At 60.3% G+C, this 19,464-nt stretch carries 23 protein-coding genes; 7 read left to right on the forward strand and 16 right to left on the reverse strand.

Translation table 11 applies throughout. The features are described 5' to 3' along the window. Positions 1-22 precede the first annotated feature (22 nt). The 3 genes from V1475_RS01120 to ccrA form a co-directional block, all read right to left on the reverse strand. Positions 23-736, reverse strand: a complete 714-nt coding sequence (locus V1475_RS01120; RefSeq protein WP_479411278.1) for a helix-turn-helix transcriptional regulator — start codon at positions 734-736, stop codon at positions 23-25. Then, positions 690-899, reverse strand: a complete 210-nt coding sequence (locus V1475_RS01125; RefSeq protein WP_479411279.1) for a hypothetical protein — start codon at positions 897-899, stop codon at positions 690-692. The genes V1475_RS01120 and V1475_RS01125 overlap by 47 nt, the downstream gene beginning before the upstream one ends. A gap of 302 nt (positions 900-1,201) precedes the next feature. After that, positions 1,202-2,482, reverse strand: a complete 1,281-nt coding sequence (gene ccrA / locus V1475_RS01130) for a crotonyl-CoA carboxylase/reductase (RefSeq protein WP_434290470.1) — start codon at positions 2,480-2,482, stop codon at positions 1,202-1,204. A 379-nt stretch (positions 2,483-2,861) separates the two neighbouring features. Between ccrA and V1475_RS01135 the strand changes: the two genes are divergently transcribed. The 5 genes from V1475_RS01135 to V1475_RS01155 all read left to right on the forward strand — a co-directional run bounded on the left by V1475_RS01135 (position 2,862) and on the right by V1475_RS01155 (position 8,052). Beyond that, the gene (locus V1475_RS01135; RefSeq protein WP_479411280.1) at positions 2,862-4,841 is read left to right on the forward strand and encodes a protein meaA; all 1,980 of its coding nucleotides are present in this window, start codon (positions 2,862-2,864) and stop codon (positions 4,839-4,841) included. A gap of 169 nt (positions 4,842-5,010) precedes the next feature. Continuing rightward, the gene (locus tag V1475_RS01140; RefSeq protein WP_479411281.1) at positions 5,011-5,700 is read left to right on the forward strand and encodes a sulfotransferase family 2 domain-containing protein; all 690 of its coding nucleotides are present in this window, start codon (positions 5,011-5,013) and stop codon (positions 5,698-5,700) included. Between the two features lie 90 nt (positions 5,701-5,790). Next, positions 5,791-6,504, forward strand: a complete 714-nt coding sequence (gene deoD, locus V1475_RS01145; protein ID WP_434290467.1) for a purine-nucleoside phosphorylase — start codon at positions 5,791-5,793, stop codon at positions 6,502-6,504. A gap of 65 nt (positions 6,505-6,569) precedes the next feature. Continuing rightward, the gene (locus V1475_RS01150) at positions 6,570-7,028 is read left to right on the forward strand and encodes a hypothetical protein (protein ID WP_479411282.1); all 459 of its coding nucleotides are present in this window, start codon (positions 6,570-6,572) and stop codon (positions 7,026-7,028) included. A gap of 34 nt (positions 7,029-7,062) precedes the next feature. After that, positions 7,063-8,052 carry an aldo/keto reductase gene (locus V1475_RS01155; RefSeq protein ID WP_479411283.1) on the forward strand — a complete coding sequence of 330 codons (990 nt, stop codon included), beginning with the start codon at positions 7,063-7,065 and terminating at the stop codon, positions 8,050-8,052. Positions 8,053-8,105: 53 nt separating this feature from the next. On the opposite strand, the gene V1475_RS01160 is transcribed toward V1475_RS01155, so the two are convergent. From V1475_RS01160 to V1475_RS01215, 12 genes are all read right to left on the reverse strand, one after another. Then, a complete protein-coding gene (locus V1475_RS01160; protein ID WP_479411284.1) occupies positions 8,106-8,276 on the reverse strand; it encodes a hypothetical protein in 171 nt (56 codons plus the stop codon). A gap of 140 nt (positions 8,277-8,416) precedes the next feature. Further along, positions 8,417-8,617, reverse strand: coding sequence for a hypothetical protein (locus V1475_RS01165; RefSeq protein WP_479411285.1), 201 nt, complete (start codon positions 8,615-8,617; stop codon positions 8,417-8,419). Between the two features lie 61 nt (positions 8,618-8,678). Continuing rightward, on the reverse strand, positions 8,679-10,088 hold the full coding sequence (gene creD / locus V1475_RS01170) for a cell envelope integrity protein CreD (RefSeq protein WP_479411286.1): 1,410 nt from the start codon (positions 10,086-10,088) through the stop codon (positions 8,679-8,681). 208 nt (positions 10,089-10,296) lie between these two features. Further along, positions 10,297-11,076 (reverse strand): succinate dehydrogenase iron-sulfur subunit, encoded by a 780-nt coding sequence (locus V1475_RS01175; protein WP_434290459.1) that lies wholly within the window; start codon positions 11,074-11,076, stop codon positions 10,297-10,299. An 11-nt stretch (positions 11,077-11,087) separates the two neighbouring features. Then, on the reverse strand, positions 11,088-11,411 hold the full coding sequence (locus V1475_RS01180) for a succinate dehydrogenase (protein ID WP_434290458.1): 324 nt from the start codon (positions 11,409-11,411) through the stop codon (positions 11,088-11,090). Then, positions 11,411-13,219: a succinate dehydrogenase flavoprotein subunit gene (gene sdhA, locus V1475_RS01185; protein ID WP_479411287.1), complete on the reverse strand. Its 1,809-nt coding sequence runs from the start codon at positions 13,217-13,219 to the stop codon at positions 11,411-11,413. The genes V1475_RS01180 and sdhA overlap by 1 nt, the downstream gene beginning before the upstream one ends. Positions 13,220-13,240: 21 nt before the next feature. Beyond that, positions 13,241-13,615 carry a succinate dehydrogenase, hydrophobic membrane anchor protein gene (gene sdhD / locus V1475_RS01190; protein ID WP_434290456.1) on the reverse strand — a complete coding sequence of 125 codons (375 nt, stop codon included), beginning with the start codon at positions 13,613-13,615 and terminating at the stop codon, positions 13,241-13,243. A 10-nt stretch (positions 13,616-13,625) separates the two neighbouring features. Continuing rightward, the gene (sdhC, locus tag V1475_RS01195; protein WP_434290455.1) at positions 13,626-14,024 is read right to left on the reverse strand and encodes a succinate dehydrogenase, cytochrome b556 subunit; all 399 of its coding nucleotides are present in this window, start codon (positions 14,022-14,024) and stop codon (positions 13,626-13,628) included. Positions 14,025-14,326: 302 nt separating this feature from the next. Beyond that, positions 14,327-15,358, reverse strand: a complete 1,032-nt coding sequence (locus V1475_RS01200) for a MaoC family dehydratase (protein ID WP_479411288.1) — start codon at positions 15,356-15,358, stop codon at positions 14,327-14,329. A gap of 15 nt (positions 15,359-15,373) precedes the next feature. Then, positions 15,374-15,577, reverse strand: coding sequence for a DUF1737 domain-containing protein (locus V1475_RS01205; RefSeq protein ID WP_434290452.1), 204 nt, complete (start codon positions 15,575-15,577; stop codon positions 15,374-15,376). 11 nt (positions 15,578-15,588) lie between these two features. After that, positions 15,589-16,137 (reverse strand): NnrU family protein, encoded by a 549-nt coding sequence (locus V1475_RS01210; RefSeq protein ID WP_479411289.1) that lies wholly within the window; start codon positions 16,135-16,137, stop codon positions 15,589-15,591. A 4-nt stretch (positions 16,138-16,141) separates the two neighbouring features. Next, positions 16,142-16,996 carry an HpcH/HpaI aldolase/citrate lyase family protein gene (locus tag V1475_RS01215; RefSeq protein ID WP_479411290.1) on the reverse strand — a complete coding sequence of 285 codons (855 nt, stop codon included), beginning with the start codon at positions 16,994-16,996 and terminating at the stop codon, positions 16,142-16,144. Between the two features lie 220 nt (positions 16,997-17,216). Between V1475_RS01215 and V1475_RS01220 the strand changes: the two genes are divergently transcribed. Then, positions 17,217-17,522 (forward strand): hypothetical protein, encoded by a 306-nt coding sequence (locus V1475_RS01220; RefSeq protein ID WP_479411291.1) that lies wholly within the window; start codon positions 17,217-17,219, stop codon positions 17,520-17,522. Here the strand turns inward: V1475_RS01220 and V1475_RS01225 are convergent. Then, the gene (locus tag V1475_RS01225; protein ID WP_479411292.1) at positions 17,519-18,274 is read right to left on the reverse strand and encodes a sulfite exporter TauE/SafE family protein; all 756 of its coding nucleotides are present in this window, start codon (positions 18,272-18,274) and stop codon (positions 17,519-17,521) included. The genes V1475_RS01220 and V1475_RS01225 overlap by 4 nt on opposite strands. A gap of 160 nt (positions 18,275-18,434) precedes the next feature. Between V1475_RS01225 and mdh the strand changes: the two genes are divergently transcribed. Continuing rightward, on the forward strand, positions 18,435-19,397 hold the full coding sequence (gene mdh, locus V1475_RS01230) for a malate dehydrogenase (RefSeq protein ID WP_434290447.1): 963 nt from the start codon (positions 18,435-18,437) through the stop codon (positions 19,395-19,397). Positions 19,398-19,464 lie beyond the last annotated feature (67 nt).

The following is a 19,464-nucleotide window of genomic DNA, read 5'->3' on the forward strand; positions in this document are numbered from 1 at the left end:
ACAACCCTACATCAACCGACACTCAGACGATGATCAACCCCAAGGAGAGCGCCCGTGCCACCGCGTGTGTCGTGTTCATCGCCCCCAGCTTGTGCCGTGCCGATTCGATATAGACCCTGAGCGTGTGCTCGGAGATTCCCATCTCCGCCGCTGCCTGCCCTCGGCTAAAGCCCTTGGCGATCAGCGTGATGGCCGCGGTTTCGCGGGGCGACAGGGCCGGACCGCTCTGGACATCCCCCGGAGCCTCAAAGGACAGCGCTTTTTTGTTGAACTCATGTGCCACGATCATCAAGTCGCGCTCATAGCGCGCGATGAACCGTTCCCAGTGATCGTCGGTGGCGTTGTGGTTCAGGGTCAGCAGGGCAAACTGACCGTTCGGCCCGCGCAAAGGAATTGTATAGCCCTGATTGCCGACCCCGTGATCCAGCGCATCGCGGAAAAACGCCTTTGCCGCCTTGGACGACCAGTCGAGTTGCTTCCAGTTGACCGGCGTGAAACGCTGAAAACAACCGAACAGCACCGGGTCCATGCGCAGATAATCTTTTTCGAGATAACGATCGACCCAGTCCGAAGAATATGTGCCGGCGCCAAAGCGTTCGCCGACGCTGTTTACCCAATGATAAACAACATGGATGATGTTCAGGAAATCGCGCAACCCAACGGTTGCTTCCTGAAATTCGTCAAACGTGTCAACTTGCTGAATAACATCCAGAAAGTCTTGTAACTCCGTCGCCATACACCCCCGCCTGTTCCGACAACACGGCCTGATCCTTGTTCGACAGTTCCGCGGCCACAACAAGACAGGTATCCGCAAGCTGTTCCGCGCTCGCCTTCAGCCCGTTTTGGTCCGCGAATGTCCGCAGATCGGTGAGTACATCAAGAATCCAATCGTTGCGCATGTAAACCCTCTTTCGGCGTTCGCGTGGGTGCGTTTTCAACTTTAGGCATCAAATTTGCATTTTGATATTCGCGGATTCACCCTCCCCAAAAATGGCGAGACCCGCTCAGTTAACTGAATGAATTAAAATATTTCGTTAATTCTCACAGGCTTGCAACGTGAGTTATCGACAATTTTAGGAGTCGCGATGGCGCTTTCCGTCCGCGGGCCGCGGATCAACCCAAAGTTGCGCATTTTCAACAGTCAAAAAATACCCGCCCTCTCGATGAGAGAGCGGGATTTCCCCCCGATCAAGGACAGCCCTTATTTTCCGGCGTCGAGCACATCCTGAAGCGTGTGCAGCCCGGTTTTCGGCGACTGCACAAGCACCGCCATATTGCCCGGCTTGTGCTGGTTCTTCAGCATCTTCATATGCGCCTGCGGGATATCGTCATAGGTAAACACCTCCGACATGCAGGGATCGATCCTGCCGTCGATCACCAGACGGTTGGCCGCAGCCGCCTGTTTCAGGTGAGCGAAGTGGGACCCCTGCAAACGCTTCTGGTGCATCCAGATATAACGCACGTCGAAGGTACAGTTGAACCCGGAGGTCCCCGCACAGATCACAACCATCCCGCCCTTCTTGCAGACGAAGGAGGACACGGGGAAGGTCGCCTCACCGGGATGTTCGAACACCATGTCGACATTGTTGCCCTTGCCGGTGATGTCCCAGATCGCCTTACCGAATTTGCGCGCCTCCTTGAACCACGCGGCATATTCCGGCGTGTTGACGGTCGGAAGTTGGCCCCAGCAATCGAACTCCTTGCGGTTGATCACGCCCTTGGCGCCCAGCCCCATGACGAAATCGCGCTTATCTTCGCCGGAGATCACCCCGATCGCATGCGCCCCCGCCGCCTTGGCCAGCTGGATCGCAAATGACCCAAGCCCGCCCGAAGCGCCCCAGACCAGAACCGTCTGACCGGGTTTCAGATCGTGCGGCGCGTGGCCGAAGAGCATCCGGTAGGCGGTGGCGAGCGTCAGCGTGTAGCACGCGCTCTCTTCCCAGCTCAGATGCTTCGGACGCGGCAGAAGTTGTTGCGCTTGCACGCGGGTAAACTGCGCAAAGGACCCGTCCGGCGTCTCATAGCCCCAGATCCGCTGGGACGGCGAATACATCGGATCGCCGCCGTTGCATTCCTCATCGTCGCCATCGTCTTGGTTGCAATGGATCACGACCTCGTCGCCGACCTTCCAGTTTTTCACCCGATCCCCAACGGCCCAAACGATGCCAGACGCATCGGAGCCGGCGATATGATACTCGGCCCCATGACCATCGAACGGCGAGATCGGAACACCGAGACCGGCCCAGATGCCATTGTAGTTCACGCCCGCGGCCATCACGAGAACAAGCACCTCGTGGCTGTCGAGTTTCGGCGTATCGACCACCTCATTCTTGAAAGAGGTCTCCGGCTCGCCGTGACGTTCACGCCGGATCGCCCAAGCGTACATCTTCGGCGGCACATAGCCCATCGGCGGGATTTCCCCGATCTCGTAGAGCTCTTTCTCTTCGGCCTCATAGGCTGGCTGGTTGGTGTCGAGCGCCATGTCATGTCCTCCAAATTCTTCCCAAGGCTGGCTCCGGATCGCGTTTCTGATCCCCGTGAGTTTGCCTTGAAACACCCTCCCGTGCCGCGACGCAGAATCGCAGCGCACTGACATGGTGATACGCCTCACTGCGCAATTATGCAATGCAATCTAAATAATTTTTGAAATTATATAACCGAGCAATCGCAGAAAATCAGAATATATGAAATGAAATCAACGATGTTGCCATGGAATCCATTAGGAAATATCCTTACGTCACAACGAAATTTGTGAAATTTTCCTGCTCTGCCGCGTTGCGGCGAATTGACATTGGCACATTATTCCACGCATAACTCGCCCTGAGAAATATTGTTGCACATGAACGAAAGGGAGGTTCGCGATGAGTGACGACAAGACCGGGATCCAGAAAGATCGTCCCTGGCTGTTCCGCACCTATGCCGGACACTCGACGGCCAAGGCCTCCAACGCGCTCTATCGCACCAACCTGTCCAAAGGTCAGACCGGCCTGTCGGTGGCTTTCGATCTGCCCACGCAAACGGGCTATGACAGCGATCACGAGCTGGCGAAGGGCGAGGTCGGCAAGGTCGGTGTGCCGGTCGCACATCTGGGCGACATGCGGATGCTGTTCAATGATATCCCGCTCGAACAGATGAACACCTCGATGACGATCAACGCCACAGCGCCTTGGCTCTTGGCGCTTTATATTGCCGTCGCGGAGGAGCAAGGCGCGGATATTTCCAAGCTGCAAGGCACCGTGCAGAACGACATCATCAAAGAGTATCTGTCGCGCGGCACCTATGTCTGCCCGCCGCGCCCGTCGCTGCGGATGATCACGGATGTCGCCGCCTATACGCGCGAGCATCTGCCGAAATGGAACCCGATGAACGTCTGTTCCTACCACCTGCAAGAGGCGGGCGCGACGCCGGAGCAGGAACTGGCCTTTGCCCTCGCCACAGCCATTGCCGTTTTGGACGATCTGAAAGAGAAAGTCCCCGCCGCCTCCTTCCCGGAGATGGTCGGCCGGATTTCGTTCTTTGTGAACGCGGGCATCCGCTTCGTGACCGAGATGTGCAAAATGCGCGCCTTTGTCGAGCTTTGGGATGAGATCACCCGTGAGCGCTACGGCGTCGAGGACCCGAAATTCCGTCGTTTCCGCTATGGCGTTCAGGTCAACTCTCTGGGCCTGACCGAGCAGCAGCCGGAGAACAACGTTTACCGGATTCTCATCGAAATGCTCGCCGTAACGCTCAGCAAAAACGCCCGCGCCCGCGCGGTGCAGTTGCCTGCCTGGAACGAGGCGCTTGGCCTGCCGCGCCCCTTCGATCAGCAATGGTCGCTCCGGATGCAACAGATTTTCGCCTATGAGACGGACCTCTTGGAATACGAGGACCTGTTCGACAATAACCCCGCCGTGGAGCGCAAGGTGGCCGAGCTGAAAGACGGTGCGCGGGCTGAGTTGGAAACGCTCGACGGCATGGGCGGCGCGATCGAGGCGATCGAATATATGAAATCCCGGCTCGTGGAGGCCAATGCCGAACGGATTGCCCGCATCGAGGCGGGCGAGACCGTCGTCGTCGGCGTCAACAAATGGACCACCGGCGAACCCTCGCCGCTCACCGCAGGCGACGGCGGCATCATGAAGGCCGATCCGGAGGCGGAAGCCGACCAGATCGCGCGTCTTGATGCGTGGCGCGACGCCCGCGACGAGGCGGCCGTTCAAGCCGCACTCAAGGAACTGCGCGATGCGGCAGCCAGCGGTGTCAACGTCATGCCTGCCTCGATCAAAGCCGCGAAAGCGGGCGCGACGACGGGCGAATGGGGCGACGTGGTGCGCGCGGCCTTTGGCCAGTATCGCGGCCCGACCGGCGTCTCCGCCAACCCATCGAACCGCACCGAAGGCCTCGACGACATTCGCGAAGAGGTCGCCCGTGTGTCGGCCTCCTTGGGCCGCAAGCTCAAGTTCCTCGTCGGCAAGCCCGGTCTCGACGGCCACTCGAACGGCGCAGAACAGATCGCCGCCCGCGCCCGCGATTGCGGCATGGATATCGCCTATGAAGGCATTCGCCTGACCCCCGCCGAGATCGTCGCCGCCGCGAAGGCCGATGACGCTCATGTGGTGGGGCTGTCGATCCTCTCCGGCTCGCATATCCCGCTTCTCGAAGAGCTGATGCGGCAGATGAAAGAGGCCGGCCTCTCCCACATCCCCGTGGTCGCAGGCGGCATCATCCCGGAGGAGGACGCCGAACACCTGCGCGCCATCGGCATCGCCCGTGTTTATACGCCCAAGGATTTCGAGCTGAACCGGATCATGTTCGACATCGTGGCGCTGGTCGATCCGACCGCACAGGCCGCCGAGTAAGCGTCGGATCATTCTCCCGGACATTCACACACCCGGTCACGTCTTGCGGCGCGACCGGGCATTCTGTCTGCTGTAAGAGGAAACCAGCCGACCACCGACCTGTCGTCTTTACCCCGGTCGCATCCCCCGTTAGAGGCCTTTCACCCACAAGTTGAAGGGAGCCATCGTCATGGGACATCTGCAAAAATCGATCCGCCGGATCGAGACCCGCTACCGCAACTGGAAAAGCACCAGAGCGATTGTCACGACCGGCTTCTGGTTCATCGACATTCCCCGCACCTCCTCGACCTCGATCCGGGCCGAGCTTGGCAAGCGATTTGGTCCCATTCACGGCAAGCGCAACGTGATCGAGGCGGAACATGCCACGGAACAGGTCCTGCCCGAACATCTGAGCGCCCGTGAAATGCAGAAAATCACCGGTCCCAAGGCCTGGGCCAGCCTCTACAGCTTCAGCATCGTGCGCAATCCCTTCGAGCGCCTCCTGTCCTTTTACAACTACATGCAGAAATGCGGCGATCTTCCGACCAGCTGGAGCTATGCCGAATTCGTCGCCCGCCATGTCGAGGCCACGCCTGCGACCCCCTATCTGGGCTATTTCGGCCTGCGCCGCACCGCCTGCGATTTCGTGCTCGATGCCGAGGGCAAACCGCTTGTCACCGAGATTTTCCGCTTCGAGAACCGCGCCGAAGCGATCACCCGCATCGGTCAGAAGATCGGCTTTCCGGAGCTTGGCACGCTCCACGTGCAAAAGGCCTCGCCCATGGGACAGGATTATCGCCTCGCCCATGACGACAAGACCCGCGCCCTGCTCGAAGACTTCTATGCCCGGGACCTGACATATTTCGGCTATAGCTTCTGAGCCATCGCGGAACAAAACCGCGGTTGCAATCTATACAATCGCCGCCGAGGCTGGCTTTATGGCGTCAAAGAGATTTATCGCGAGGACAGCATGCCGACCCCCCATATTGCAGCCGCCGTTGGCGACATCGCCGAAACCGTCCTGATGCCGGGCGATCCGTACCGCGCCAAATGGGCCGCCGAGACCTATCTCGACGACATCAAACTGGTGAACGAAGTGCGCGGCATGTTCGGTTTCACCGGCACCTACAAAGGCAACCCGGTGACCATTCACGGTTCCGGCATGGGCATGCCGTCGATCTCGATCTACGCCAATGAGCTGATCACCGAATATGGCGCCAAGACGCTCATCCGCATCGGCTCCTGTGGCGCGATGCAGCATCATATCAAGGTGCGTGACGTCATCATCGCCATGACCGCCACCACCATGGGCACCACCCCCTCCGCCGGCTTCTTCAAGGAAATCAACTACGCGCCCTGTGCCGATTACGGTCTGTTGGAGGCCGCCGTTGCCGCCGCGCGTCAGAAAGACACTGGCGTCCATGTCGGCAATATCTACTCGTCGGACGTGTTCTATGCCGAACGCCCCGATCTCGACGAGGTGATGATCCGTCACGGCATTCTGGGCGTCGAAATGGAAGCCGCCGAGCTTTACACCGTCGCCGCCCGTCACGGCGTGCGCGCGTTGGGCGTCATGACCGTTTCCGATCACCTCCTGACCCATGAGGCCCTGCCGTCGGATCAGCGCGAAAAGAGCTTCGGCGATATGGTCGAGATCGCGCTTGAGGCGGCCTTCGCCGCTTGATCGCACTGCCGGTCCGGGGCACTCTTGGAAAAACGAATTTCCAAAAGAGTGCCCCGGTCGTCCCCATGTCCTTTCTCGCCAAAGCTTTCGCCCTCACCCTCGCCATCCTGCCGCTTTCGCTTCAGGCCCAGGACTGGCCCAATCTCGATGCCGTTCTGTTTCAGACGCTCGCAAACAAACCCGAGCACGTGGAAGGCTCGTATTTTCTCCCGAACCATCCCGATCCGACGCAGGCCACCGAAGCTCTTGGCTTTATCTATGAATGGATCGAGGGATCGGCGGGCAGTGTCAGCATTGCCGTGGGGCGCTATGCGCTGAACCAACCCGGACCGCAGTTCACCTATCTTGGCCCGGTTTCACAAATCTGGGGCCATGGTCCCCGAGACACCGCCTTTTATCCCGACCGGATCGAGGTGACCCTCACCACGCTGAAAGACGGCGAGCCGCGCTGTTGTCCCACCGGGGAAACGCGCTACACCATTGATCGGACGACAGGATCGGCCTCCACGCTCTGGACCCGCTGAGCCCCTGCAATTCTCAGAAAAGAAGGAAAACGGCATGAGCATGCCCAAACGCCAGCTTGGCGCAAACGGCCCGATGGTGGGCGCGATCGGTTTCGGCTGTATGAGCTTCGCCGGGTTCTTCGGGGAGGCCGATGACGAGACCTCGCTCGAAACCCTCGCGGCTGTCGAAGCCGCCGGGATCGACTTCTGGGACACCGCGAATCTCTATGGCATGGGCCGCTCCGAACGCATCGTCGGCCAATACCTCAAGGAAAGCGGCGCGGATGTGACGCTGGCCACGAAAGTCGGCATCATCCCCGGACCGCCTCGCGCCTTCAGCAACGAAGAAGATTACATTCGCGCCGAGCTCGAAAGCTCGCTCAAGAAACTGAACCGCGACAAGGTCGAGCTTTACTATATCCACCGTCGGCAACAGGAACTGCCGGTGGAAACGGTCGCCGAGACCATGGGCAAGCTGATCGAAGAGGGGCTGATCGACGCTTGGGGCCTCTCCGAAGTCGCCCCCTCCACCATCCGTCGCGCGCATAGTGTCGTGCCGGTGACGGCGGTGCAGAACGAATATTCGCTCTGGACCCGTCAGCCGGAACTGGGCGTGATCCAGACCTGCGAAGAGCTGGATATCACCTTCGTGCCCTTCTCCCCCGTCGCCCGTGGCGCGCTTGGCGTGGCCGATCTCGACCCGAGCACCTTTGACGACAGCGATTTCCGCAAGGTGAACCCGCGCTTCATGGGGCAAAACTGGCTTGAAAACATGGGCTATATCCGAGCGTTTCGGGAATTTGCCGAGACGAAAGGCGTCTCCACGCCCGCGCTGGCGCTCGCATGGGTTTTGCATCAGGGCGATCATCTGATCCCGATCCCCGGAACGCGGACCAAAGAGCACCTCGCCGATTGGGCCCATGCGGGCGAGATCGGTCTGTCCGAGGACGATCTCTGGGAGATCGAGCAAATCCTGCCCGCAGGCTGGGCGGCAGGCGACCGCTATTCCGACCAGCAAATGGTCGGCGTCGAACGCTACTGCTGAAACACAAAAGCCCCGCTCAGGCGGGGCTTTTCATTTTCCGAGGGGCGCGTGGCTCACTCGTAATAGGCGTACATCTGGTCGAGCACGTCCAGCTTGCGCGGCGCCATTTGCTCGCCGGTGTTCACCGCCGGGGTGGTCGGCGCATAGTATTCCAGCCATTCGGAGACTTTCATCGTGGTCTCTTTCGCGGCGGCGTCTTTCAGTTTCGCGTCGTGCAGGGTCATGTGTCAGTCTCCGTTAAGGGTCCGTTGGGCCCTCCCTTGTGTCCCTAGGTATGCTGCAACGCCGCCCGTGACAGCCCCCTTATGGCGCATAGTCGTCATGCGCATGCTGCAACGCAGCACCGGAAATATGCCTTTCGGGGCTAGCGTGGCCCTTGCCCGCCGCAGAACTTCGGCTCCCCGGCAACAGTCTCGGCCTCTGCACCACAGACCGGACAACGCCAGCGCACGCCCGTCTCGTCCTTGCCGACCTGTCGCCACCGGCAGGCCCCGGTCTTGTTCGACCGCATGAGATACATGCCGACATAAAGCGCGATGACGATGAGGGGGACGAGGAAGAGCATGCCCCCTCATACCCTCCGAACCGTCCAATGAAAACGCACACTTGCGTGACGGCAGCCCCGGTTACGGCTGCGGCGGCACCGTCGGCTGCGCTTTGCGTTTCCGACCCAGAAACCCGGTGCCCTCCGGCCCGTACCAATCCTCGTTGCGGGTGAAATACATCGTCGCCGCCAGTGCCACAAAGGCGAGAGACGCCCCCGCCAGCAGGGCATAATCCGCCGAGCGCAGGATCAGATAGAGCACACCGTAGAGCACCAGCAACATCACGCCCAGAACCGCCGTGCGCCGTCCGAGTTTAAGCCCCACCGCCCCGAAGAAGGTCAACAGCACCACCGTCGCCCCGGCCGAAAGCGCATAGGCCGGGCCAAAGCCGATCTGTTCGGAATAGGCCACCATCAGCAGCACGAAAATCGACTGCGCCAACCCGATCAGGATATATTGCACCGGGTGCGCCGGGCGTTCCGTGCCTTTTTCCACCAACAGAACCGTGAGGAAGGTCAACGCGATAAACAGGATGGAGTAATTCGCCGCCCGATAGGATTTTTGATAGAAATCGTTCGGCTCGATGAAATCCACCCCGAAGGCCATGCCATAGCGCAGCGCGCGGGTGTAATCCTCCCGCGTCATCTGCGGCAGGGTGCGTGCCAGATGCGGGATGGTCCAGGTTGCCGAGAAGCCCGCTTCGGAAATTTCCGAGCCGTCCGGCAGGAAGGCACCCCGGAAACTCGGATGCGGCCAGTCCGACGCGATGGTCACCGCGCTCTGCCGCCCGACCGGCGCGATCTGCAACGACTGCGCGCCATTGGCCCCCAGTGTCAGCGCGTAATCGCTCTTGCCGCGCGGATCGCCCAAAGCCGCCATGATCCCCGCAGCCTCATCGGCGGAGGCGATAGGTTCGAGCGGCACTTCCTCCCCGTCGACCGTCAGCACCGCCTGCCCGCGCAGCGCGGCATTGGACGACAGCGACAGGATCAGCTCCGCCCGGTCCCAGAGGATCACCTCCTCATTCACCGCCTGCGTGGCGATCTGGTCCCAGGGGAAATCGAACCCCATCTCGATGCCCGCCTGATAGACCGGCACGGAGAAAATCCCGCGATGTCGGATCTGTGTCTGTGTGTCGATGGCGACATCGAACCGTCCCGGATAGACATAGATCGGATCGCGCGTCACCGTCACCTTGCGCGTCACCTGACGCTGGCGCGGACTGCCATCGGCATCGAGCACGATCTCGCCGCTCTCCGGATCGACCACCGCTTCGCGTTCCGTGCGTTCCACGGTTTCCTCGACCGGTATCATCAGCATCGGCCCGGCGATCACCTGTTCCCCGCCCCATTCGCGCCCGACCTCATTCAGGGTGTATTGCGAATAATTCTTCCGGCTCTGCACGATGTCGGAGACAAAGAACAGTGGGATGAACATCAGAAGCGTCAGCAGGCCGACGATCAGAAAGCGGGCACCGATGGATTTGCGCATGTGGATCTCCTAAGACGTCCGGGAGCGGTTCGGCGCACGATGGCCGATCCCCCGATATGCGACAAGGGGGAGAAGCGCGCAAAGAAAAACCCCGCCGAAGCGGGGCCTTCCTGGTTCGCCTGACGAACGCGCTCAGTGTGTGCGCCCATCTTTCGTTCCGGCGAACGCGCTCAATGAGCGCGCCCATCTTTCGTTCTGACGAACGCGCTCAATGCGCGCGTTCGAGCATCATCTTCTTGATATGTGCGATGGCAGCCGCCGGGTTCAGCCCCTTCGGACAGGTTTTCGCACAGTTCATGATGGTGTGGCAGCGGTAGAGCTTGAAGCTGTCTTCCAGCGCATCCAAACGCTCGCCAGTGGCCTCATCGCGCGAGTCGATGATCCAACGGTAGGCGTGCAGCAACGCGGCCGGTCCAAGGTACTTGTCGCCATTCCACCAGTAGCTCGGGCAGGAGGTCGAGCAGCTGGCGCACATCACGCATTCATAAAGACCGTCGAGTTTCTTGCGATCCTCGATCGACTGGCGCCATTCCTTCTCGGGCCGGTTGGTCTTGGTCTCAAGCCACGGCATGATCGAGGCGTGCTGCGCGTAGAAGTGGGTCAGATCGGGAATGAGGTCTTTCACCACCGGCATGTGCGGCAGCGGGAAGATCCGCACATCGCCCTTGATCTCATCGAGACCGTAGATACAGGCGAGCGTGTTGATCCCGTCGATGTTCATCGCACAGGAGCCACAGATGCCTTCGCGGCAGGAGCGGCGGAAGGTCAGCGTCGGGTCGATCTCGTTCTTGATCTTGATCAGCGCGTCGAGAACCATCGGACCGCATTTGTCCATGTCGAGGAAATAGGTATCCACCGACGGGTTCTTCTCGTCATCGGGATTCCAGCGGTAAATCTGGAACTTACGGACATTGGTCGCGCCCTCGGGCTTCGGCCAGGTCTTGCCCGTCACGATCTTGGAATTCTTGGGAAGGTTGAATTGAACCATCGTTATTTCTCCTAACCGAGCAGGCCGCTCAGACCGCTCTGAGCAATGCATTTGAGGGTTTCAGGCTCGCTGGCAATTTCCGTCACCGTGGACACGGTCGTTTCGTCAACCCCGGTCACGGCAGCTTTCGCAAGCGTCACAAGCTGATCCGTATCCGCATTGTCCATCACGCAATCCACGTAGAGATCGGCATCAACCCCAGGAAACTTGGAGTTGATGACCGTTTTTACGACGCCTTTCGCGGCCGTGCGCGTGGTGTCTTCCACAAGAGAAGAACTCTCCACACAGCCGCTCAGGATCAGAGCGGTAAGGGCAGCAAAAGCAGCCCCCCGCATCAGAACGTCCTCGCTTTCGGCGCGATCTTGGCGAGGCTGATGCCACCTTCTTCCTCGGTGGTCAGCGGCGCTTCGATGATCGGACGATAGCTCAGCTCGACATTGGTGCCTTCGACACGCGAAATGGTGTGTTTGCGCCAGTTCACGTCGTCGCGGTTCGGGTAATCCTCATGGGCATGCGCGCCACGGGATTCTTTCCGGGCTTCGGCGCCATGAATGGTCGCCAGAGCGTTCGGCATCAGGTTGGTCAGTTCGAGCGTTTCCATCAGGTCCGAGTTCCAGATCAGCGACCGGTCGGTCACGCCCAGATCGCCCATCTTGCCCGCCACAACCGTCATCTTCTCGACACCCTCTTTGAGGGACTTGTCGGTCCGGAACACCGCGGCATCGGCCTGCATCGTGCGCTGCATCTCAAGCCGCAGCTCTGCGGTCGGGATCGCGCCCTTGGCGTAGCGCAGGCTGTCGAAGCGATCAAAGGCTTTCTCCACGGACGCCATGTTCATCTCCGGGTTCGGCGCACGTGGGTCAACAACCTCACCGGCGCGGATCGCGGCGGCGCGGCCAAAGACCACGAGGTCGATGAGCGAGTTGGAACCAAGACGGTTCGCACCGTGCACGGAGGCACAGCCCGCTTCCCCCACGGCCATCAGGCCCGGCACCACGGCGGTCGGATTGTCCGCCGTCGGGTTGAGAACCTCACCGTGATAGTTCGTCGGGATACCGCCCATGTTGTAGTGCACGGTCGGCAGAACCGGGATCGGCTCCTTGGTCACATCCACACCGGCAAAGATTTTCGCGGATTCGGAGATGCCCGGCAGACGTTCCGCCAGAGCCTCGGCCGGAAGGTGGCTGAGGTTCAGGAAGATGTGGTCCTTGTGCTCCCCAACGCCACGGCCTTCGCGGATTTCCATCGTCATCGAGCGGGACACATAGTCACGCGGCGCGAGGTCCTTGTAGGTCGGGGCATAGCGTTCCATGAAACGCTCGCCTTCGGAGTTGGTCAGGTAACCGCCTTCGCCGCGCGCACCCTCGGTGATCAGACAGCCGGAGCCGTAGATGCCGGTCGGGTGGAACTGAACGAATTCCATATCCTGAAGCGCCAGCCCCGCACGGGCCACCATGCCGCCACCGTCGCCGGTGCAGGTGTGGGCCGAGGTCGCAGAGAAGAAGGCGCGGCCATAACCGCCGGTCGCCAGAACGACCATCTTGGCGGAGAACAGGTGGAAGGTGCCGTCATCGAGTTTCCAGCACAGAACGCCCTGACACACACCGTCATCCGACATGATCAGGTCGATGGCGAAATATTCGATGTAGAATTCGGCGTTGTTCTTCACGGATTGGCCGTAAAGCGTGTGCAGAATGGCGTGACCGGTGCGGTCAGCCGCGGCACAGGTGCGCTGCACGGGCGGGCCTTCCCCGAATTCGGTGGTGTGGCCGCCGAACGGGCGCTGGTAGATCTTGCCTTCTTCGGTCCGGGAGAAGGGCACACCGTAGTGCTCAAGCTCATACACCGCTTTCGGTGCATTGCGGGCGAGGTATTCCATCGCGTCGGTGTCGCCGAGCCAGTCGGACCCCTTCACGGTGTCGTACATGTGCCACTGCCAGTTGTCCGGGCCCATGTTGGAGAGCGAAGCCGCGATCCCACCCTGTGCTGCCACCGTGTGGGAGCGCGTCGGGAACACCTTGGTCACACAGGCCGTGCGCAGCCCCTGCTCGGCCATGCCGAGCGTTGCACGCAGACCAGAACCACCGGCGCCAACGACCACAACGTCGTATTCGTGGGTTTCATATTCATATGCTGCTGTCATTGTCTTTCATCCTTCCCGCGCTCAGAGGATCGCGAGTTTCAAAATGGCGAAGAGGCCGCTTGCGATCAGCGCGTAGCAGAAGGCCGCCACGGCGATGAGCGTCAGTTTGCGCTTGAGGCCGCCGACATAGTCCTCGACCGCTTCGTCCACTTCGGTTTTCAGGTGGATCACACAGCCCACGAGGCTCAGCGCCATCGCGATCGCGATGAACGGGTTGCTGAAATAAGCGTAGACATCGGCCTGTTCCCGGCCCACGGCGCTGCCGAAGACAAAGACGAAGAACGGCACGAGGACGATCAGCGAGATCGACGTGGCAATGGTCAGCCAATGATGGGCGACACCGGAGCCGCCGGCGCCAAGACCCGTTGCACGTTTGCGGTCAGTCAGAAAATTCATCTCCGCCCCCTCAGAAAATCAGGAATACGATTGCGGTCAGGACCGTCAGCACGGTCGCACCGATGAACATGCCCCAGCCCATCTTCTCGGAGGTCGGAACATCCAGGCAGTAGCCGAAGTCCCAGACCACATGGCGCAGACGGCCAAGAAGGTGATACCAGAGCGCCCAGGCGGCCGCGAGCATCAGGATCTCACCGATGATCGAGGCGAAAATGCCGTCGATGGCGGCAAAGACGCTCGGCGAAGACGCTGCGGCCAAAAGCCAGCACACGGCCAGAAACACGGTGACCAGAGAAGCAATGCCGGTGATCCGCACCATGATCGACGAGATCGAGGTCATCTGCGGGCGATAGTATTTTCCGAGCATGAAGGGAGAAAGCGGCCGGTTGCCGCGGTTCACATCAGCCATGGTGACGTCCTTTCACGAGTGATGCTGTAAGCTGGGTCCGTAATACCCTTTTCTCCCCCCGAGTCACCACCCACTCGCCATTTGGTAGCGCTAACAAAGTCGCTTTTCGGCGATTAATATCACTCAAATCACGCATTGTGATCACAAGATTGGACGTGTGATCACAAATGTAGCGCTATCGGCTTTTCCGAGGGTTTTCATAGGTTTTACCAAGGGAAACAACTTTGAAAATCCACGAAAAAGGGCCGCGCATCTGCCGCGCGGCCCGAATTTGCGATCACAAATTCAAACATCCGAATGGATCAGACCGGCACCAGTGCCCAGTAATCCAGATCCAAAAGGACATCGGGGTGATACTTGCCCTCTTCCGTCTTGTAGGCGAACTCCGGCGCCCCGTGTTTATAGGCCACAAGCCGGAGCCGCAGCGCGCCGACACCCGGAGCCTCCGTCTCCGCCTTGTCGAGCACTTCCGTATAGGCCCGCACGGTATCGCCGGTGAAACAGGGGTTCGCGTGCGCCCCACCATTGAGCCCCACGATCATCTGCGCATTGGCCAACCCGTTGAACGACAGCGCCCGCGCCATCGAAATCACATGGCCGCCATAGATCAACCGCTTGCCATCTTCGCGATTGGTGGCATCGAAATGCACCTTCGCCGTATTCTGCCAGAGCCGCGTCGCCATCATGTGTTCGGCTTCCTCGATGGTCACCCCGTCCACATGGTCGATCTTTTCCCCGATCTCGTAATCGCCGAACCGGTGCGGCTCGCCCGCCAGGGTGAAATTATACTGAAGGAAATCCAGCCCCTCCGGGATCACCAGATCCTCGGGCGCCACCACCTTGGTCAGTTCCGGGATCACCGTCTCAGGCGCGGGCGCATCGAGATCGCGTTTGCGGACCATCACCCACCGCACATATTCGAGCACCGGCTCATCCCATTGGTTCAGCCCCGTTGTGCGCACATAGACAACCCCGGATTTGCCGTTCGAGTTCTGTTTAAGCCCGATCACCTCGGACACCGAGCGCAGCGTGTCGCCCGGATAAACCGGCTTGAGCCAGCGCCCCTCGGCATAGCCAAGGTTGGCCACTGCGTTGAGCGAAATATCCGGGACCGTTTTGCCAAACACCACATGAAACGCGATCAGATCGTCCACCGGGCTTTTCTCCAGCCCACAGTTTTCGGCAAACTCGTCCGAGGAATAAAGCGCATGACGGGCCGGATAGAGCGCATGATAAAGCGCGCGCTCGCCCCCCGACACGGTGCGCGGCACGGCATGCTCGATCACCTGACCGACTTTATAGTCCTCGAAAAAACGTCCCGGATTGGTTTTCACCCTATTGTCCTCCCACTATAGCTGTCCCAGCTTCACCTCGGGCGAATACTCCCCCTCGGCCTCCTTGATCACCGCCTGCGCGCAACGCATCTTGCCCGTCGCCGCGTCAAAGGCGTAGCTCGGCGATCCGTAAAGCGCCCAGCCCTTGTTCAAAGCCTCTGTCACCTTGTGACAAAAGGCCGATGTGTCTTCTTCGGTCAGCAATCTGTAGGCTTTCATCTCTCACCTCTTCATCCCGGAAACGGGTTGTACCCCAGCCAGATGTGGATCCCCGCAATCACCGCAAAGACCACGAGAGAGATCAACACCAGACGGATGTCGCCCGCAAGCGTGCCGTCCTTATAAGGTGTCGGTGCCGGTTCCGCCCGGTTGATCAAAGCCATCTCGACAAAGGCCCAAAGGATCATCCCACCAAACAACACCAGAGAGGCCGCATCGGAATTCACCAGCAAATGCGCCACGCCCCATGTGATCACCCCGGTCAGCATCGGATGCCGCATCCTGCCGCGCAGCCGACTTTTCGACTGACCGACACCAAAGAGGATCACCGCGATCACCATCAGCGTGTTGTTCACATGCCGCAGATACGGTGGCAGGGCATAGAGATCGGCGGTCTCGGTCATCCGAAACCCCACGATCATCGCCACCAGCCCCGCCAGAATGCCCAGCGCCACCGCTCCCTTCCCCTTCTCGCCCATCCGCGCCCGCGCCTCAGGCGCCAGACGTTTAAACAGATGCGCCGCCATCCAAAGCAGCAGTCCGAGACTGAGAAGGGTCATATGTTCACTCCATGGCTAATATGGCTTCGTGTTTCGCAAGCGTCGCCCGCGCCGTCACGATATGCAGATTCTCCACGATTTTCCCATCGACAACCGCCACGCCTTCGCCTTTCGACTCGGCCTCTTCAAAGGCTGCGATCTGACGCTTGGCGAGATCGATCTCCGCCTCAGACGGCGCAAAAGCCGCATTGGCGATGTCCAACTGCGCCGGATGGATCAGCGTCTTGCCGTCAAACCCCATATCGCGCCCTTGCTCGCATTCCGCCTTCAGACCCTCGTCGTCCTTGAACGCATTATACACCCCATCGAGGCAGATCACCCCATAGGCCCGCGCCGCGATCAGGCACATGTGCAGCCCGCCCATCATCGGCAGACGATCGGCCCGGAACCGCGTATTGAGCTCCTTCGCCAGATCGTTCGTCCCCATGACAAAGCCCGCCATACGCGGATGCGCGGCGATCTCGGCGGCGTTGAGCATCCCCAGAGGCGTCTCCATCATCGCCCAGAGCGGCACGTCGGGAATGGCCTGCGCCAATTCCTCGACCATCGCCGCACTTTCCACCTTCGGCAGCAAAATCCCGTCGATCTCCATGCCGACAAAGGCCGCCACATCGTCGCGCCCCCATTGGGTGTCGAACCCGTTCACCCGCACGATTTTCGCCCGGTTGCCATAGCCGCCCGCCGCCAGCGCCTGTTTCAACAAAGCCCGCGCGTTGACCTTTTCCTCGGGCGCCACCGCATCTTCGAGATCGAACAGGATCGCATCGCAGGCCAGCCCCTTGGCCTTTTCCAGCGCCCGCTCTTTCGATCCGGGGATATAGAGAGCCGAGCGATAGGGGCGATTGGCGACTTGGGTCATTGATTCTTTTCCTCCGCAATATTGTTGCGCAAGAGGCCACAGAAACGCACCAATCCGCAAGGGTAAAATTTCCGCAGCGCAGAAATCAGGCGTTGCGCCCGACGCACTCCGCTCCTTGCACGGAAGGTTAACCGGTTTTTTAACGCTTTTCCGGCAAGCTGATCCATGAGCCGACGGGAGCCCTGACACAACGCAAGATCACAGAGAATTGGAGAAGACGATGCACACCGCTATTCTGGCCATTCTGACAGGTGCCGCCCTGCTCTGTGCCACCCCGGCCCTCACGCAGGACAATTGCGCCGCCCGCGATCAGATTCTGGATCGTCTGGCGCAGAAATACGGCGAGACCCGCCAGTCCATCGGCCTTGCCCCCAACAACGGCGTGGTGGAGGTCTTCGCCTCCGAGGCCACCGGCACCTGGACCATCCTCTTCACCCGCCCCGACGGCATGAGCTGTCTGATCGCTTCCGGTCAGGCCTATGAGGCGCTCGCCGCCGTTCCGGTCGCGAAAGGCGATGACGCTTAACCCGCCAGCGCCTCCCAAATCAGCTTGCTGCCGGTGATGACCAGAAACACATAGGCCAGCCCGAAGAACAGCTTTTCGGGCACCTTGTGATGCATCCACACCCCGGCCAGCACCCCGATCACCGCCACCGGGATCAGCGTCAGATCGGCGGTCAGCGACTCGCGGGTGAAAATCCCCACGAAAGCGTAGGGGATCACCTTCATCAGGTTCACCGCCCAGAACACCAGCACAGACGTCGCCTGATAGGTCGTTTTATCCATGCGTTTCGACAGCATGTAGACGGCGGCGGGCGGACCACCGGCGTGGCTGATGAAACTCGTGATCCCCGTCACCGCTCCCCAGAACAGCCCCACCCCCTCGCCTAATTCCCGCTTCGGCGGATGGAGCAACCGGGCGGTCTTCGCAAGCTGCCAGCCGACAAACCCCAGGGCGACGACACCTATCAGAAATTTGAACACGCGCGGATCGGCCACGCCGTAAACCAGCGTCCCGATCAGAATTCCGGGCACCGCGCCGAGGATGAGCACCCCCGCCACCCGCAAATCCCATTTGCGCCAGAACATCTTCACGGCGGTCACATCCATCACCATCAAAAGCGGCAACATAAGCCCGACCGCCTGCCCGGGCGCGAGAATCAGCGCCAGAAACGGCGTCGCCGCAAAGGCCGCCGCCGAACCGAAACCGCCCTTCGACATCCCCGCGAAAAGCACCGCGGGAATCGCGAAGAGGTAAAAATTAAGATCGAGCGCCATAGGTTGTCCTTTTCAGAACCATTCCGGTTTGGTCCTGAAATACAAAGAGGTTAGCGATAACTCCAGTAAAACACAGGTGCATTGCCGCAGCACGGTCTTGCACGAACCGTTTCAAAGGGCTACCCATGCCGCAATCTCACAACCAATTGGAGACAGATCAATGGCCCGACCCAAGATTGCCCTCATCGGCGCAGGTCAAATCGGTGGCACGCTCGCACACCTCGCAGCCCTCAAAGAACTCGGCGACGTCGTCCTCTTCGACATCGCGGAAGGCACCCCGCAGGGTAAAGCCCTCGACATCGCCGAATCCGGCCCGTCCGAAGGCTTCGACGCGACGCTGAAAGGCACCACGGATTACGCCGACATCGCGGGCGCAGACGTCTGCATCGTCACCGCCGGTGTGCCGCGCAAACCCGGCATGTCCCGTGACGATCTCCTGGGCATCAACCTCAAGGTCATGAAATCCGTCGGCGAAGGCATCAAGGCAAACGCTCCTGATGCCTTTGTTATTTGTATCACCAACCCGCTCGATGCGATGGTCTGGGCGCTGCAACAGTACTCCGGTCTGCCCGCCGAGAAAGTCGTCGGCATGGCTGGCGTGCTCGACTCCGCACGTTTCCGTCACTTCCTGTCGGTCGAATTCGGCGTGTCCATGAAAGACGTCACCGCCTTCGTGCTCGGCGGCCACGGCGACACCATGGTGCCCTCCGCCCGCTACTCCACCGTTGGCGGCATCCCGCTCCCGGATCTGGTGGAAATGGGCTGGACCACGCAAGAGAAACTCGACGCGATCATCCAGCGCACCCGTGACGGCGGCGCCGAGATCGTCGGCCTCCTGAAAACCGGTTCCGCCTTCTACGCCCCGGCGACCTCCGCCATCGAGATGGCCGAAGCCTATCTGAAAGACCAGAAACGCGTTCTGCCCTGCGCCGCTTACTGCAACGGCGAGATCGGTGTGAACGGCATGTACGTTGGCGTTCCGACCGTGATCGGCGCCGGTGGCATCGAAAAAGTCATCGACATCAAGCTCAACAAAGAAGAGCAAGTGATGTTCGACAAATCCGTGGACGCCGTGAAAGGCCTCGTCGAAGCCTGTAAAGCCATCGACGGCAACCTCGTCTGATCCGGCCCACAGCCTGACATTTGGAAAACCCGCGCTTAACCGCGCGGGTTTTTCTATACCCGGGCGC

The sequence above is a fragment of the Celeribacter sp. SCSIO 80838 genome (assembly GCF_056498065.1).

What these genes read in the sequence shown, in the direction of transcription:
- sdhA (WP_479411287.1), bottom strand. Translation starts at nt 13,219, where the DNA reads ATGACAGCAGCATATGAATATGAAACCCACGAATACGACGTTGTGGTC.
- V1475_RS01125 (WP_479411279.1), bottom strand. Translation starts at nt 899, where the DNA reads ATGCGCAACGATTGGATTCTTGATGTACTCACCGATCTGCGGACATTC.
- deoD (WP_434290467.1), top strand. Translation starts at nt 5,791, where the DNA reads ATGCCGACCCCCCATATTGCAGCCGCCGTTGGCGACATCGCCGAAACC.
- V1475_RS01225 (WP_479411292.1), bottom strand. Translation starts at nt 18,274, where the DNA reads ATGGCGCTCGATCTTAATTTTTACCTCTTCGCGATTCCCGCGGTGCTT.
- V1475_RS01160 (WP_479411284.1), bottom strand. Translation starts at nt 8,276, where the DNA reads ATGACCCTGCACGACGCGAAACTGAAAGACGCCGCCGCGAAAGAGACC.
- V1475_RS01150 (WP_479411282.1), top strand. Translation starts at nt 6,570, where the DNA reads ATGTCCTTTCTCGCCAAAGCTTTCGCCCTCACCCTCGCCATCCTGCCG.
- creD (WP_479411286.1), bottom strand. Translation starts at nt 10,088, where the DNA reads ATGCGCAAATCCATCGGTGCCCGCTTTCTGATCGTCGGCCTGCTGACG.
- V1475_RS01215 (WP_479411290.1), bottom strand. Translation starts at nt 16,996, where the DNA reads ATGACCCAAGTCGCCAATCGCCCCTATCGCTCGGCTCTCTATATCCCC.
- mdh (WP_434290447.1), top strand. Translation starts at nt 18,435, where the DNA reads ATGGCCCGACCCAAGATTGCCCTCATCGGCGCAGGTCAAATCGGTGGC.
- V1475_RS01220 (WP_479411291.1), top strand. Translation starts at nt 17,217, where the DNA reads ATGCACACCGCTATTCTGGCCATTCTGACAGGTGCCGCCCTGCTCTGT.
- V1475_RS01140 (WP_479411281.1), top strand. Translation starts at nt 5,011, where the DNA reads ATGGGACATCTGCAAAAATCGATCCGCCGGATCGAGACCCGCTACCGC.
- V1475_RS01120 (WP_479411278.1), bottom strand. Translation starts at nt 736, where the DNA reads ATGGCGACGGAGTTACAAGACTTTCTGGATGTTATTCAGCAAGTTGAC.
- sdhC (WP_434290455.1), bottom strand. Translation starts at nt 14,024, where the DNA reads ATGGCTGATGTGAACCGCGGCAACCGGCCGCTTTCTCCCTTCATGCTC.
- V1475_RS01155 (WP_479411283.1), top strand. Translation starts at nt 7,063, where the DNA reads ATGAGCATGCCCAAACGCCAGCTTGGCGCAAACGGCCCGATGGTGGGC.
- V1475_RS01210 (WP_479411289.1), bottom strand. Translation starts at nt 16,137, where the DNA reads ATGACCCTTCTCAGTCTCGGACTGCTGCTTTGGATGGCGGCGCATCTG.
- ccrA (WP_434290470.1), bottom strand. Translation starts at nt 2,482, where the DNA reads ATGGCGCTCGACACCAACCAGCCAGCCTATGAGGCCGAAGAGAAAGAG.
- V1475_RS01135 (WP_479411280.1), top strand. Translation starts at nt 2,862, where the DNA reads ATGAGTGACGACAAGACCGGGATCCAGAAAGATCGTCCCTGGCTGTTC.
- V1475_RS01205 (WP_434290452.1), bottom strand. Translation starts at nt 15,577, where the DNA reads ATGAAAGCCTACAGATTGCTGACCGAAGAAGACACATCGGCCTTTTGT.
- V1475_RS01180 (WP_434290458.1), bottom strand. Translation starts at nt 11,411, where the DNA reads ATGCGGGGGGCTGCTTTTGCTGCCCTTACCGCTCTGATCCTGAGCGGC.
- V1475_RS01175 (WP_434290459.1), bottom strand. Translation starts at nt 11,076, where the DNA reads ATGGTTCAATTCAACCTTCCCAAGAATTCCAAGATCGTGACGGGCAAG.
- V1475_RS01165 (WP_479411285.1), bottom strand. Translation starts at nt 8,617, where the DNA reads ATGCTCTTCCTCGTCCCCCTCATCGTCATCGCGCTTTATGTCGGCATG.
- sdhD (WP_434290456.1), bottom strand. Translation starts at nt 13,615, where the DNA reads ATGAATTTTCTGACTGACCGCAAACGTGCAACGGGTCTTGGCGCCGGC.